The 16,234-nt window shown below is 33.8% G+C and carries 11 protein-coding genes; 1 reads left to right on the top strand and 10 read right to left on the bottom strand.

Annotated features, from left to right (window positions below; genetic code table 11):
* Positions 1–803: 803 nt before the first annotated feature.
* Together ACZIYX_RS22165 and ACZIYX_RS22160 are read right to left on the bottom strand one after the other, a co-directional pair.
* A complete protein-coding gene (locus ACZIYX_RS22165) occupies positions 804–1,277 on the bottom strand; it encodes a hypothetical protein (protein WP_462684449.1) in 474 nt (157 codons plus the stop codon).
* Positions 1,278–2,024: 747 nt separating this feature from the next.
* Entirely contained in the window at positions 2,025–5,168 is a 3,144-nt protein-coding gene (locus ACZIYX_RS22160) for a DEAD/DEAH box helicase (RefSeq protein WP_462684448.1), read from the bottom strand.
* Between the two features lie 725 nt (positions 5,169–5,893).
* On the opposite strand from ACZIYX_RS22160, the gene ltrA (ACZIYX_RS22155) reads away from it, so the two are divergent.
* Positions 5,894–7,174 carry a group II intron reverse transcriptase/maturase gene (ltrA, locus tag ACZIYX_RS22155; protein WP_462684447.1) on the top strand — a complete coding sequence of 427 codons (1,281 nt, stop codon included), beginning with the start codon at positions 5,894–5,896 and terminating at the stop codon, positions 7,172–7,174.
* Between the two features lie 94 nt (positions 7,175–7,268).
* On the opposite strand, the gene ACZIYX_RS22150 is transcribed toward ltrA (ACZIYX_RS22155), so the two are convergent.
* The 8 genes from ACZIYX_RS22150 to ltrA (ACZIYX_RS22115) form a co-directional block, all read right to left on the bottom strand.
* Positions 7,269–8,267, bottom strand: coding sequence for a hypothetical protein (locus tag ACZIYX_RS22150; RefSeq protein WP_462684446.1), 999 nt, complete (start codon positions 8,265–8,267; stop codon positions 7,269–7,271).
* A gap of 512 nt (positions 8,268–8,779) precedes the next feature.
* Positions 8,780–9,808, bottom strand: coding sequence for a hypothetical protein (locus ACZIYX_RS22145; protein ID WP_462684445.1), 1,029 nt, complete (start codon positions 9,806–9,808; stop codon positions 8,780–8,782).
* Positions 9,809–9,933: 125 nt separating this feature from the next.
* Positions 9,934–11,196 (bottom strand): group II intron reverse transcriptase/maturase, encoded by a 1,263-nt coding sequence (ltrA, locus tag ACZIYX_RS22140; RefSeq protein WP_462684440.1) that lies wholly within the window; start codon positions 11,194–11,196, stop codon positions 9,934–9,936.
* A 739-nt stretch (positions 11,197–11,935) separates the two neighbouring features.
* Positions 11,936–12,637, bottom strand: coding sequence for a hypothetical protein (locus ACZIYX_RS22135; protein WP_462684444.1), 702 nt, complete (start codon positions 12,635–12,637; stop codon positions 11,936–11,938).
* Positions 12,612–12,866, bottom strand: coding sequence for a hypothetical protein (locus tag ACZIYX_RS22130; protein WP_462684443.1), 255 nt, complete (start codon positions 12,864–12,866; stop codon positions 12,612–12,614). Before ACZIYX_RS22130 ends, ACZIYX_RS22135 begins: the two co-directional genes overlap by 26 nt.
* Before the next feature lie 20 nt (positions 12,867–12,886).
* Positions 12,887–13,180: a hypothetical protein gene (locus ACZIYX_RS22125; protein ID WP_462684442.1), complete on the bottom strand. Its 294-nt coding sequence runs from the start codon at positions 13,178–13,180 to the stop codon at positions 12,887–12,889.
* A 229-nt stretch (positions 13,181–13,409) separates the two neighbouring features.
* A complete protein-coding gene (locus ACZIYX_RS22120; protein WP_462684441.1) occupies positions 13,410–13,949 on the bottom strand; it encodes a hypothetical protein in 540 nt (179 codons plus the stop codon).
* Positions 13,950–14,081: 132 nt separating this feature from the next.
* A complete protein-coding gene (gene ltrA / locus ACZIYX_RS22115) occupies positions 14,082–15,344 on the bottom strand; it encodes a group II intron reverse transcriptase/maturase (RefSeq protein ID WP_462684440.1) in 1,263 nt (420 codons plus the stop codon).
* Positions 15,345–16,234 lie beyond the last annotated feature (890 nt).

Genomic DNA, 16,234 nt, shown 5'->3' with positions numbered 1-16,234 from the left:
CTAGCTCCTTCCTATAGAGAAAAGTTGCAGCTCACTCCTATAGGGAATAGTTCTAGCTCCTTCCTATAGAGAAAAGTTGCAGCTCACTCCTATAGGGAATAGTTCTATCTTCTTCTTATAGAGAAAAGTTGCAGCTCACTCCTATAGGGAATAGTTCTATCTTCTTCTTATAGAGAAAAGTTGCAGCTCACTCCTATAGGGAATAGTTCTAGCTCCTTCCTATAGAGAAAAGTTGCAGCTCACTCCTATAGGGAATAGTTACTTTTTCAATCTCAAAATGTGTACAAGAATCTCCATGTAGCAGAAGTGAAAATGTAGATAACGTAGCGGATCTGTTCGATCCTAAAAATAGTTCGGAATTCTCCTTGTAGTGGGAGTCGTTCCTTTAAGGTTTATTTAAAAATAAGCATTAAAATGCTATACATGGTCAAAATCTAATGACCTGTGTCGTCAAATATAGCAAGTCTTTTTTACTTTTCAATTTACACAAGGATGCTATCGTTGTGTAAAAAAAGAGGTAAAAACAACCAAAACCTGTTTAGCCTAGTAATAATGTCTCTTTCCAATCTATCCCCTTATAAATTAAAACACAGGAACCGTAGTAAAAATAATCCAGAGGAGATAAATAATTAGGTATAAATTGACCGAATCTTATTTATTTCGCACATAAAGAAGAAATGTTTATACCCCTAAATATACAATATAATTAACTCAGTAACAAGAGGGGATTCTCTTAACTAAACGACATTGGAGCCTCAATGCGGTAATTAATTGCCGCGTCGGGCTACTCAATTGTGTGTAGTTTATTTTTCATCAATAATAATTTCTTCAACCTCTTCAATCTCATATCGATCAAAATCTCGTTCATCCCAATATTTATTATTCTCAAATAAATCAAGTACACGAATCGTTTTTGGAGTATTATTGTAATCTTTTATGACAAAACTGAAATAAAAAAAACAATGACAGCTAGTTATAGGGTATTCTCCTTCTATTAACACTTTTTGATCTAATTCAACAAACAATGTGTCATTTCGTTCGGTAATATTTTTCAAATACGCTTTTCTCCAAGAACAGTTTATTATATAACCTAATTTCACATTTAGATTACCATTTTTAATTTCGTTTTTTCGAATTCCTATAGAATCAATTCCGCAATCATTTTGACATTCAGAAACCTTGAATTGTTCAACTTTTTCAATAAGAGGTAATTGTTTTTGTTTTGAACAATTAATAATTAAAAATGAAAGTAAAAAATATATAATCAATATTCTCATATTAATATATTTACTGTTTTTTGAAATTACACACAATGTCTACGTATAAGAAACGTAGGACAGTTAATAAGCACTATCGTTTCAGTTTATTACTTAGCTAAATATAAATATTTAGCTTTTATCTTTTCTTCTATAAATGCCATATTTTATATTTAGCGGACTTTGTTAATATGCAAAGACCTTTTGGTTAAGAACAAACGCCCTATGTTTTTTATACCGTGTGTGCCTTGAATGGTAAATATAGTTCATTTAGATGAACGTCCCAAAGGGTTAAAGTCCCGTATGCACGGAGTCGTGTCCGTAAGCAAAGTAAGTGGCAAGGTGGTTTAGGGTGACCTATACACTAAAGTAAGCCGGACTACGTAGTTGGTACTGACGAACAGAAACTGGATACCGAGGCTATTTTAATTTGGATAAGCTAGCACATCATAGTAACGTCCACAAGAAAGGGTTAAGATAGTAGATTCAGCAGGCATTAACTAGAGGGTATTTATCTTACCGAGGGAGGTCTCCAGAGCTACGAGTTGGTTTTATGGAGAAGTCAGCAGAAGTCATAGTACTTATGGGAAACGAGTTGCAAATAGAAATTGCATAGGTCTCACAAGTAAGGACTACCATTACCATATCCAGACTCAAAAGAAAAGGATACGTTCCTATGATTGACTACTTAAATGAGGAGCAAACTTCGATTTGGTGAACCGCCTGTTACGAGACCCGTATGGCAGGTGGTGTGTGAGGTGCACTCCGCTATCTAATGATGGTGGAGCCATCTACACGATTGTGCATTCGTACTTCTTCATCTAGTTTATTTAACTGATTAAAGTATGCTTGTTTTAGCCATATTTCTTTATCACCAATAGCAATAAACCTGTATTTTGCTCTTGTTATAGCAACATTTAATAAATTCGGTTTTTGCGAAGCCCAATTAGCTGCTCCTTTAGTTGTTTCGTCTAATCCTAAACATAGAATCACTCCTTCAGCTTGTTTTCCTTGAAAGGTATGAACAGTTCCAATATGGCTACTTAACCATTCACCCATCTCTTTACTATCAATATCTTTATATCTCTTAACTTCATTTATTAAATGCTTAAAAAGAAAAGAATTTAGCGAATAACTTATTTGACTAAATGGGGTGATAACAAAAACATCAGGTAAATTTTTAGAAAAATTAATTTCATCAATCAAAATGTCTTTAATCTTTTCAGCTTGTTCTTGTACAAAGTGTCTTCCTTCAACAATTCCTTTACAATGTATAAATGATGTTTTGAAATTCACGTTAACATTTTTTGGGTTAGAAGTAGAGCAATACATAGTATTGTCGTAAGCAATGTTATTTGATATTTCAAACATAGGACTTATACATCTTCTGTGAACTCTTAATGGTATTCCAATCCATTCTTCTTTGCTATTTATTGTTAAGTAAGAGCCTAATGGATTAATTCTATCTGCCATTGATTGTACCGAAAGCTCTGAACTTATATTGTCTTTGCTAAAATCAAAATAATTGCTAATATTATCTGTGATAGAGTTAGGAATAGTTACTACTGGTTCTATTTGAAATGGGTCGCCAACAACTCCAACTCTTTTAGAACGCCATATTGAACCTACGGCAGCTTGTGGAATTGCTTGTCCTGCTTCGTCAATAAATAACCAAGGAATATCTTCCTGACCTAAATCTTTTAACATTGTTTGTATGGAAGCAAAAGTTGAAGATATAACAGGAATTACAAGAAAAAATGTATTCCACATTCCTTTTATTTCTTTTTTTGAAGCGGAAATATCTCCTTTCAAATATTCAAAAAATCCTGCGAGTGTTGTTGAAATTCTACTTGAGGTTGCATTTGCAGTAAGTATAAAAATCTCATTTAATTTCAATGAAATAATAAATAATTCGGATTGTAATTTCTTTAATTTATTAGAATACCAAGGACAAGATTCTTGTGACTTCTTAGATTCTATATTTTCCCAATAACTAGTATCTGCGTAATTGTTTTTTAATTCTAATCTTGCATTATTAGTTAGAGTAGTTAATTTTTCTAATTGATTTGTTAAATTAGACTTATCTTTCTCTAATTTTTTAAGTAAGGTTTCTAAGCTATTAAAATCAAATTCGTTTTTTGAAAAAATTGAAGTTTCAACATCTAATTTTTCTGAAATCTGGATGTAAGTATTTTGAGCTATTTCTAAAGCCTTTTTATATGTATTTCTCTTACTTTTATTGAACCAATAAGAGAAGAAGTTTGGTTTACCACTTTTAATAATGGATAATTCGTTAAGAATTTCTTTTTTATCTTTATTGAGGCCTAATACTTTAGTTTTTTGATTTTGATATTTGGTTTTTGCTATTTCATACTTAACTTTAGTATTCTTTAAATCTTCTTTTGTTTCAAATAATGATTTTTTAGTTTCTAAATAAATTTCATAATCTTTTTTGAAAGTTTCTAGCCTTTTCTTTTCTGTTGAAATTTCATTCAATTTATCAATAAATTCGGCTTTTATTTTATCCCATTCCGCATTGTCAAATAATTTATTTTCTTTTAATGTGTTTTGTAAATCTTTAAAGTCTTTGTTGAACCATAAACTGCTTACCAAGGTATTTCTATTTTGTTTGTTTCCTAAAACAGCAGATATAATCCCCCAATTTTCATTACTAATACAATCTTCTGCAACATTTTTAAAATAAGATATCTTAGAACTATATTGTTTTGAAACTTCTTCTTTTAATGGTAATTCTTTAGATATATTTTCGACTGCCCCGTTATTTGATGAAGCAATCACGATTCCTCCATTTGATATTGATTTTACGGGTTCATAGATCCAAGGAGAATACTTTTCATTAATTTCAATTGAACCTACTTTCTCGAAAGCATCAGAAGGATTTTCAATTTTAATAAGTTCCTTAGCTCGTTTTACAATTATTGGAGCAATAATATCTCTAAGTAAAGTTGTTTTCCCTGTTCCTGGAGGTCCATTCACTGAAAACATTCCTTCTTGGTTACTTTCAGCTAAATTGTTAAAAATGTTATTTACTGCAAATTGTTGCATTAAACTTAAAGTATAATCAGAAGGCCAACATCCATCAGGATAATTATTTGGAGATAAATTATTCTTTAAGTTGTCAATTTTTTTAGAAACATCTAATCTGTTTGATTGCTTATTTAAACTACCATCTAAATACTGTTGAAAGGCTTTAGGAATTGACTTTTTGTCATAGGTAGAAATTATTTTTTCTAAATCTTTTATATAAAAACTATTAAGAATATCAGCAGTAGCTTTAGTTTCATTTTTAGTTTTAAATTTCTCTATCCTTTTTACATATATTTCTTTAGTAGGTTTTATACTCCAATTACTAAGTGTTTCAACCTTATCTTGAAATTTTAATAATTGACTATTACTAACAATAGTTGAAACCTTGATAACTTCTTCATTTGAGTTGGTTATTGTTTCTTTAAAATTTAGTTCTAAATATTCTTGTAAGCTATCCTTTATAGTTTCAAATGAAAGTTCCCAATTATCATTTTTTATTTTATTGTTTTCCAATTGACTTAGTGCCCAAGGTAACGTTGATACTCCAAAAGAATCATTGATGTATTTTCCTTCAATATCTAATTTTATTGTAGCAAAACAAATTTTTGAATTTCTGAAATTCTCATCTTTTTTTGTGTCTTTGAAGTAATTTTTCACAAACTCATTAACAACAGAAGAGTCGAATACACCTAAGTAGATTGTATATTCAATAGTTTTATTTGGATCCTCAGATTTTAAAGGCATTTTCCAAGGTTCTTTCTCAGTCAGTAGCTCAACATTTTTTTCAGAAGCTTTTGGTGTAGAAACAGGACTAAAATATTCTAATTTATGCCAGCAAGACAATAGTTTTTTATGTTCATTCATTTATTTGTATTTCGATTGTCTCCTTGTATGATGCACAACGGCTCGGCTATGGTTAGTGCGGGAATTAAAAGTTGTGAACTTTCGATTAAGCACTTAGCCAAAACTTTTTATTTTGTTTTATCTTTTTTGTTATAAAGCCAAATCAAAAGATTTGGCGGACTTCGTTTAAAGCTCTAAACTTTGAATTAAGCACCAAAACCCGTATTAACTATAGCCATTGTGTGTGCCCAGCATGGGCATCTATTATTTATCGAAGATAAATAATTAATCTAGAGGGTGCAAGTCCCTTATGGGCAGGGGTTACGCCTTGAACCATTAGTAAGTCGCAAGCTGGTTTATCGTGAGATATGCAGTGAAGGAAGCGAGACTACAAAGCTCGGTACTGAGGTACACGAATCGCATATTGAGGCTATTAGATCGGATAAGTAGGCACACCACTGCAAAGTCCAAAATGCTGTTTTTTTCAGTAGGTATCGAAATAGTAGATGCGGCAGGGATCGAGTGAAAGAAGATGTCATTACCTGGGGAGGTCTCCAGAGCCACGAGTTGGTTTTATGGAGAAGTCAGCAGAAGTCATAGTACTTATGGGAAACGAGTTGCAAATAGAAATTGCATAGGTCTCACAAGTAAGGAAGGACAGAACATTAAATCACGTTTAAATTCGATTAGGAGGCATTGCTAGCCTAATCTTAGGCAGACAGGAGTACAACAAATTATTTAAACCTATGATTGCATCGGTATTAGAAGCTACTAACCTTTATAAAGCAGAACGTCAAGTCTTGCGTAACAAGGGTGCTAGTGGAGTAGATGGAGTTAGGTATTGGGATCTTCCCGATTTTATACGGAAACACCGAACCAAGCTTCTAACCTCTATTTTGGATAATAGCTATACCCCCGATGGGATTTTAGGAGTCCGTATTCCCAAAGGTCAAGGTAAAACCAGACTTTTGGGTATTCCAACAGTAGTAGACAGGTGGTTGCAACAAGCGGTAAGCCAACAACTAATGACAAAGTTCGAATATGATTTTGAATCGTTTAGTTATGGTTTCCGTCCAAAGAAGAACATCCATAAAGCAGTGTTACAAGCACAGGGGTACATCAATGATGGATTTCAGGATATTGTAGATATTGATTTAGAAGGATTTTTTGATAAGGTAGACCACAGTATTTTACTACAATTAATTTACAACAAGGTACCATGTCCGATTACCCTTCGATTGATTCGTAAATGGCTACGATCTCCCATTGTTATAGATGGTAGGTTTTATAAACGCCGAAGAGGCATCCCTCAAGGAAGCCCACTAAGCCCATTATTATCTAATATCATGTTAGATGTTTTGGATAAGGAACTGGAAAGACAAGGGCTACGATATGTGCGCTATGCAGATGATTTTAGTGTCTATACAAAATCCAGAAGCAAAGCTAAAGAAGTTGGAAACAGGATTTATGTTTTTCTAAGAGAAAGACTTAAATTACCAATAAACAAGGCAAAAAGCGGTATACGCAGACCTGTAAATTTTGAGTTGCTAGGGCATGGATTTGTGCCGATCTACAAGAAAGGCATAAAAGGACAGTACCAGTTGGTTGTTAGTAAAAGTAGTTGGAATACATTTAAGCGTAATCTTAAAGGTTTGACCAAGAAAACCAAACCGATGTCCTTGATAGAACGATTGGACAGAATTACCCAAGTATGCAGAGGATGGGTCAACAATTATCGGTTGACCAACAGCTATACCAAGCTGAAAAAGCTAGACGAATGGTTACGCAATCGGTTACGGTATTGTATTTGGCATTATTGGAAAAAGGTAGAGAGAAAACGTAAGAATCTGATTCGATTAGGGATTAAACACGGACAAGCCTATGCTTGGAGTCGAACCCGAATGGGAGGCTGGGCAGTAGCCCAAAGTCCTATACTAGGTACTACTATTACCATATCCAGACTCAAAAGAAAAGGATACGTTCCTATGATTGACTACTTAAATGAGGAGCAAACTTCGATTTGGTGAACCGCCTGTTACGAGACCCGTATGGCAGGTGGTGTGTGAGGTGCACTCCGCTATCTAATGATGGCGGAGCCATCTACACGATTAGCCACAGTACTTATTCAGTGGCTTTAAATAATTGACCAAATATTCGTAAATCTAAGTTTGCTCCTATGAAAAAACCAACGTTCCATTCTTTCACTATATCAGTATCAATATTTCCTTCAAATTTTTCATTTCCAAAATCAAATTTATCATATCCAGAGATTGTGTTTCTTCTGCCATAGTGAGCTCCAAAAGCAACACTTCCTCCTCTTGCAAAGTCAAATTGAATTCCACCAATGAAATTCTCGAATTGGTCTTTATCTATTTGTGTTCCAACTAAAATTCCAAATCTTTCCGGGCTGAAAATTCCTCCAGATGGTGGAAATAAAAATGACCTTCCTTTTGGATAAAACACAGCATTTAGAGCAACTATTCCTCTCGTATTAACATCATCCGCAATTAATGTTGTTTCTCCATTTGAATTTGTGGATTCCTTTATATTAGAAGGGTTTTGTAATGTCGTCATAAATAAACCAGTCGATATACTTACGTGGTAAGTTTTAGCCACGTTTATTGTTCGTGTAATAATTACTGTTTCATTACTCGGGTCATCCCTTTTCTTTCTTTTTATTGTAAATGTAAATTCGGTTGTAAAAGGTCCTACTGTTGCATATACATATTCTTTTAAACTTGGTTCGCCACCATCAAACCCAAGAGGTTCTACATCTGTTTCATTTTGAATATTAAGAGTAGGTTTATATTCTCCTTGTACTGAAAATTCAAAAATTTCGGTAGACTCTGTTTGAGTATCTGTTATTAAATGAATTTTGTAAGTATTTTTTTCAGTTGCAGTGGTTGGGATTCCTGTTTCTATAGGATTTCCTTTGTCATCTATAAAAATATGAATTATCCCATTTTTCACAAGTAAGTTGCTTTTTTTATTATAGTGCTTTTTAAAATCAGATTCATATTTGGCAAGTACAAAGTCTCTATAATTGTCATAATTAAAAGTCTGAGAAAATGATTTAAATGAGAATGCAATTAGTAAGGCAAAAAGTAATTTAGTTTTCATATCTGTCTGGTTTTAGTTGGTTTGTATTGTGGCTAACAACGTTATATAGTTACCAAGGTACTCATATCCCTTAATTATTAAAAATATAGTTACCTCTATATTTTTAAAGCTCTAAAGTAAATTACTTTTTAGAAATAAGATTACGGATATCCGTATACAGGGATTATTTTCTAAAAAAAGAAGCAACGAACTTTCAGGACTTAAGGTTATAGAGAACTGAGGTTCTCTAAGTTCACCTTTCGTTTATAATGTTAACCAAAACTGAATTAATTCTTGATGTGGCAGAGGCTACTCGACTACCCGGGGTTTGGGGTTTGATATACTAGAGAGCTAAGGCTACTCTAAAGCCCGGGATTCGACAATATAGCTAACAGTTTCCTGATAGACTATTTAAATAAAGCGCAAACTTCGATTTGGTGAACCGCCTGTTACGAGACCCGTATGGCAGGTGGTGTGTGAGGTGCACTCCGCTATCTAATGATGGCGGAGCCATCTACACGATTGTAGTGCGTTTATTTTATTTTTTCGTAAATATGAAGATTTTTTTCGGAACCTTTTATTACTAAAAATTCTTCATTCACAGTTGGCGGAGTTGGATAGAAGCCTTTAGTTTTTCTTTGAGTTGGTTTTATACCATCACTCCATTCAATTTCAAAACTATAAGTGTTGAAAATTCCATATGAGTTTGGCAAAGTACTTATTCCATCTTTTGAACCAGTAAAAGTCAACATACCTTTGAGATATATACTTTTGGAAATCCACCAATTTCCATTTTTATATTCTCCAAAATCTTTCTTTATTTCAATTTTCAAGCTATTTAAATCTATCTGAAAATAATATCTACCATTTAAACATTTTAGTTTATTTTTCTTTTTATCTAAATATATAGAATCCCAAATTAAATTTTTCGTCAAAGAAGTATTGGATAAGTTATAAAAGTCTTTAAATTCAATGCTTTTTATATCTAAACTTGATATTAAACCGTTTTCAAATAAAATAAGAAACTTGTCTTTATACAGTCCTAATGTTTTTTTAATTTTTATATTTTTCTTTAAGATATCATATGTTTTTATTGTTCTGTTTAAGGAATAATTTATTAATTCCATTTTTTTATTATCCCAAAATAAAGCAAGTTCTGAATTTATTATACAAAAGCCATATGGATTTATGTTTCCAGTCCATAACATTTCATTATTGTTTAAATCTATAATGTTAGTTATCGTGTTAAATTCTTTGTCATAGGAAAGAGCAATCACTATATTCTCTGTATTATCTCTAATCATTTTTTTGACAAAAGGGTTATCATTTATTTGGGATAAATTTTTGTCAAACATCAAAGTGCTTTCAAATCCATCTTTTTTAGAGAAAAACTCAACAAAAACCTTATTCTGAATCTGTGTTAGCCTTGAAATATCTCCTGGTATTTGTATTTTTTTACTTTTACCATATATGGTCAAAGTGTCATTTACTCCAAATATTAAATTTTCATCTAAAATATAGTCCCCATTTACATTATTAAATTCATCAATTTTTTTATACATATTTTATGGATACTTTTAATGCACTACAACGGTTAGTAATCGAGTAGGCAAAGGGAATTTCACCCTAAGCCTCTCCCAGAACCGTGCATGAAAGTCTCCCCTCACACGGCTCTTGTTATACAAATCTAAGCGATTACATTAATATGTGAAAATTGCCAATGGTAAAATAAGTTAGGATATTGTTTCCTAACAGTTGCTAACCATTTATACCCTTTTCTAATACTGGTTTTGTAACGCTTATACCTTTTCCTTGCCCACCAAACCAATCGCTGACTTAATAACCTGAAAACTTTGGTGAGTTCATACATTTTGAATTTACCATAGTAACCTACCCATCCTCTTATCATTGGATTTAAGTATTGAGCAACCCCTACAATGCTTTTAAAAGTCAATTTACCTACATTGAGTTCTTCAAGTTTATCTGCAATTCGTTTTCTTGAACTAATACTTATGGCACAATCATACCCTAAAAATAACGCTTTCTTTTTCTTTGAAAATGCCGTTCTAGGTTGAAAAGAATATCCTAAGAAATCAAATTTTACTTTTGGATAATCACCTCTTCTACGATGGTCTCTGCAATAGACTATTTTTGTCTTTTCTGGATGTAACTCCAATCTTACAGATGTCATCCTTTGATGTATCTTTTGCAGTACTTGTTCTGCTTGGGCTTTACTTCTACAATGTACTATTACATCATCGGCATAACGTGTAAATAGCACATTTTCACCTGTGTTTTCTAACCATTTATCAAAAGCATAGTGTAGAAATAAATTAGCCAATAATGGACTGATTACTCCTCCTTGGGGTGTTCCCATTCCTTGCTTTTGAAGTAATTCTCCAGATGTTGTAAAAACGGGTGCTTCCAACCATCGTTTAATGTAAAGTAGTATCCATTTTTCAGGTACATGCTTCTTTACAGCTAACATCAATTTGTTGTGGTCAATAGTATCAAAGAATCCCTTGATATCAAGGTCTATCACCCAATCTTGCTTCCAACAGTTCTCTCTTACCTTTGATAATGCCTGATGGGCATTTCTCTTTGGTCGATAGCCGTAAGAATTTGGGCTAAATACTGCCTCTAATCTTGGTTCGATAAACATTTTAACCGCCATTTGCCCAACCCTGTCGCTTATTGTAGGAATTCCTAATTTACGGATACTTCCATCCTTTTTGGAGATTTCTACTTCTTTGACTGGTGGTGGAAAATAGCTCCCTGATGCCATACGATTCCATAATTTGTACAGATGGTTATTTCGATTTGCATCAAATTCTTGCATATCTATCGCATCCACTCCTGCACTTCCTTTATTGGAACGCACTTGTTGATAAGCCTGCCAAATTATTTGACGGCTTATCGGTATTGATTTTGTTTCATTCCATAAAGTCATCCTCACTTTTTGTAAGTTGGTAAATAAAATAAAACGGTACAACTTAACCCCTTCGCTTCATTCCCATTACAGAAACTTCAGCACTACTACGGGTTAATCTGCCACTACATACACTATCGGTTTTCTGCCTCTAGGGTGTGCCTATTGTACATTTCCCTTATCATTTGTATGCAGCTTCCCAAGTTCCGTAAATAAGCCTAAATAAAGTTCTTGCCACCTGAATGACGCCAGCCTTACAGAAAATAAATAGGTTTCCTCTGTAATTAATAGTATCCCTACTATTACTTTTAACTCCGTATCATACTTCGTAGCTTTTGACTGGAGGTTCCTACTTCTCGACACCTCTTCAGTGGTTCACTTACGTTCAACTCCTTTATTCGCACCTGCTAATCTCTTGGATTAGATTCTCCTAAACGCTCAGTACCAAGACTATTAATCAAAGCACCTTTAGGGGGTTTAGAGCCATCGCCTATACAACGACTCTGATGGGTCTACCATCATCTTATCTACAGCATTCAACCTTTTATTGCCGTGGTTGATTCTTGGCACACTATGGCAAGTAGGGCAGTAGAAAGCAATAAACTTTCAAGGTTGTACTTAGCCAAAGCGTTGTATTTTGTTTTTATCTTATTCATTTTTAAAAGCCAAATCAACGATTTGGCGGGGTTTGTAAATAGCACTGAACTTTCGTAAACCACCGAACGCCCTATTTGCTATATACAGTGTTACCAGCTTTTTCCTACTCAACAGACCAAACGCCAGCCATATAAGGGACATACTGAGCTTTAAATGCCGTTACAAATTCACAGGTAGTAGTGATTTGATTTGGTAAAGTTAAGGTACCATTGGTGTATCGTTCTTTGTAGCTGTCTACAAAATGATCATATATATCTTTATAGTCATTATTTGTTTCGGTAGCGACATTAAAAGTTGCTTTCTGCCCTTTTACGAATTTGAACCATTGACGATAAAACTTCACATTATTGCTATCCTCATAGTTTCGAAAGTTCGTTTCAAAGTCATTACTTTTTCCAGCTATTATAAAGTAGCATTTTTCCTGAGAATGATGATTTGCCATAGCCATTCGAATCAGGTCATTAAATAATCTTCTTTTTTCTGACAGATGACGAGTACTAGTTTTTGCCAACTTCAATTCAAAAGCATTTATGATTTTATCGGTTGAAGCTCTGTGAATAGTTTCATTATTGGTTATTGTTAGGTCAATTAGTCGATTTGAGAAGTCAGGATGAGATAATTCTAATTCGATTGTGTTTATATGTGCTCCACCATTATTTACTAGGTAATCTGAAAGCGGATATTTTAGAGCATCCTCGTTCATCATAAACGCTCTTCCAATTTTATCTTGAAAACCTAGCCAATGTTCAAGAGCACCTCCTAATTTACTTTCGTCCATGTTATAACCTGTGAGTATTAGGGTCAAAATCCATTTGATTCATTTCATTAATTCCAGACATAACAACCCTAGTCCATGGGTTATCCATGTTAATATCAATAAATTCATTATACCCTTTATTGGCGACATAAGTGGAGACGGCTTGATCAAGGATAGCCACGGGATCTTCCTCTCCCAAATACGTTATTACAGCTATTTTACCTGTTCTTCCATGAGTTAAGGTAATCTCGCTTTCTTGTATCTTAATTTGTCCCATTATTTAAAAGTTTTTTTGTTTTAACTAGTCTTTACGTGTGCAAGCACTTCAAATTTAATTCTATTTTGACTTGAGGTTGAAGCGGATTTTGAAGTCGATGCTCCAGCACTAAACACTTGAACTACCGAAACTTTCCCCCCTAAATCATCTTTGTTTTCTTCATTGGTAGTAATTGCGATATCAAAATCAATTTTTGTGTATTGGTCTCGCACACCTTCGCTAGAATTACTTTTTGCTTTAACATAAGAGCTTCCTTCAAGAATCCCGTCTGTTACTTGTTTGATAGTTTCTGATATAAAGTCTTTTAATTCCATCTATTTTTTTTCAGTTGCTGGTAACGATTACTGTATGTTTTCGTGGCTGAATTCAAGGTAGTGAAATTTCGGTTTACCACGTAGTCAATCTGCAAGATTGACTTGCTAAATTTGTCCTCCGAAGCTAGTCAATCTTGCAGATTGACGGGATTTCTACGAAGAACCAAAGCCTCGAAAACCACTAACCAGCCATGAAATATACAGCGTGTTACCAGCTTTTTATCTTTTTTTAATCCCACCAGACATAAACTATTTTTTTGCCTTGGTAGCCATTGTTTAAACCAATGATTCTCTCATCTTCTGTATATTCAACTTCATCAGGCTGAAGATCCTTTACTTTTTCGGCAACTTCTTCTTTTGAAATATCACCTACAAAATAAATAATGTCAGTATAAAACCATTCATTATCATTAAGTCGATTATTTTCATAAATCATCACATCCTTCAATTCCGCAAATGCTCCGATTATACGTGTGTCATTTTCAATGTTTTTTAAGCTCTTATAATATTCACTTACGTTCAATTTGGTGTCCAGATTAGGTGCAATAGACGCATCGTCATTATTACCGTCAAAAAACTCATCAAGGGTCAAAAAAACGGGATTAGATAAGTTCGGGAAGTTTAGTAGATCATATTTTTTTACAAGAACGTCCCTCTTGATTTCATCTACTTCAAAAGTCAGTTCATTTTGAGTTGTCGATTCTGAATTTAATTGTTGTCCGTTTTTAGCACATCCAAAAAGTCCGACCAACCAAGAAATTAAGCTCATATAAAATATCGTTTTTGTCATTTTTATTGCTGGTAACGTCTAGGCATCGAGTAGGCAAAGGGAATTTCACCCTAAGCCTCTCCCAGAACCGTGCATGAAAGTCTCCCCTCACACGGCTCTTGTTATACAAATCTAAGCGATTACATTAATATGTGAAAATTGCCAATGGTAAAATAAGTTAGGATATTGTTTCCTAACAGTTGCTAACCATTTATACCCTTTTCTAATACTGGTTTTGTAACGCTTATACCTTTTCCTTGCCCACCAAACCAATCGCTGACTTAATAACCTGAAAACTTTGGTGAGTTCATACATTTTGAATTTACCATAGTAACCTACCCATCCTCTTATCATTGGATTTAAGTATTGAGCAACCCCTACAATGCTTTTAAAAGTCAATTTACCTACATTGAGTTCTTCAAGTTTATCTGCAATTCGTTTTCTTGAACTAATACTTATGGCACAATCATACCCTAAAAATAACGCTTTCTTTTTCTTTGAAAATGCCGTTCTAGGTTGAAAAGAATATCCTAAGAAATCAAATTTTACTTTTGGATAATCACCTCTTCTACGATGGTCTCTGCAATAGACTATTTTTGTCTTTTCTGGATGTAACTCCAATCTTACAGATGTCATCCTTTGATGTATCTTTTGCAGTACTTGTTCTGCTTGGGCTTTACTTCTACAATGTACTATTACATCATCGGCATAACGTGTAAATAGCACATTTTCACCTGTGTTTTCTAACCATTTATCAAAAGCATAGTGTAGAAATAAATTAGCCAATAATGGACTGATTACTCCTCCTTGGGGTGTTCCCATTCCTTGCTTTTGAAGTAATTCTCCAGATGTTGTAAAAACGGGTGCTTCCAACCATCGTTTAATGTAAAGTAGTATCCATTTTTCAGGTACATGCTTCTTTACAGCTAACATCAATTTGTTGTGGTCAATAGTATCAAAGAATCCCTTGATATCAAGGTCTATCACCCAATCTTGCTTCCAACAGTTCTCTCTTACCTTTGATAATGCCTGATGGGCATTTCTCTTTGGTCGATAGCCGTAAGAATTTGGGCTAAATACTGCCTCTAATCTTGGTTCGATAAACATTTTAACCGCCATTTGCCCAACCCTGTCGCTTATTGTAGGAATTCCTAATTTACGGATACTTCCATCCTTTTTGGAGATTTCTACTTCTTTGACTGGTGGTGGAAAATAGCTCCCTGATGCCATACGATTCCATAATTTGTACAGATGGTTATTTCGATTTGCATCAAATTCTTGCATATCTATCGCATCCACTCCTGCACTTCCTTTATTGGAACGCACTTGTTGATAAGCCTGCCAAATTATTTGACGGCTTATCGGTATTGATTTTGTTTCATTCCATAAAGTCATCCTCACTTTTTGTAAGTTGGTAAATAAAATAAAACGGTACAACTTAACCCCTTCGCTTCATTCCCATTACAGAAACTTCAGCACTACTACGGGTTAATCTGCCACTACATACACTATCGGTTTTCTGCCTCTAGGGTGTGCCTATTGTACATTTCCCTTATCATTTGTATGCAGCTTCCCAAGTTCCGTAAATAAGCCTAAATAAAGTTCTTGCCACCTGAATGACGCCAGCCTTACAGAAAATAAATAGGTTTCCTCTGTAATTAATAGTATCCCTACTATTACTTTTAACTCCGTATCATACTTCGTAGCTTTTGACTGGAGGTTCCTACTTCTCGACACCTCTTCAGTGGTTCACTTACGTTCAACTCCTTTATTCGCACCTGCTAATCTCTTGGATTAGATTCTCCTAAACGCTCAGTACCAAGACTATTAATCAAAGCACCTTTAGGGGGTTTAGAGCCATCGCCTATACAACGACTCTGATGGGTCTACCATCATCTTATCTACAGCATTCAACCTTTTATTGCCGTGGTTGATTCTTGGCACACTATGAAAAGTAGCGGATTTTAGGCACTAACTTTTCGTATTTGTACTGACTAAATTTATAAAATTCATTTCCGTTTAAGCACCAAAACCGCTATTTTTTATATACGTTGTTGTGTGTAGTGCTTTTCCACAAATTAATTTTATAGATTTTTTATACTATTTATTAGCCAGTTTATAAATAATCAATCGATTGTAGAATGTAAATATGTCAGTTAGTTAAATTAAAATATATCATAATTTCAGAGAATTAAGTGGGTTTTTTATACAAAAACTGACTCTGTTTATTTGTATCCTTCCGTCTAAGTACATCTTGATTTGATTTATGCTTGCGGCTATTTTTG

This window comes from Aquimarina sp., from assembly GCF_977115655.1.
The sequence above is the reverse complement of the archived record's forward strand: the minus strand, read 5'-3'. Positions and strand labels throughout refer to the sequence as shown.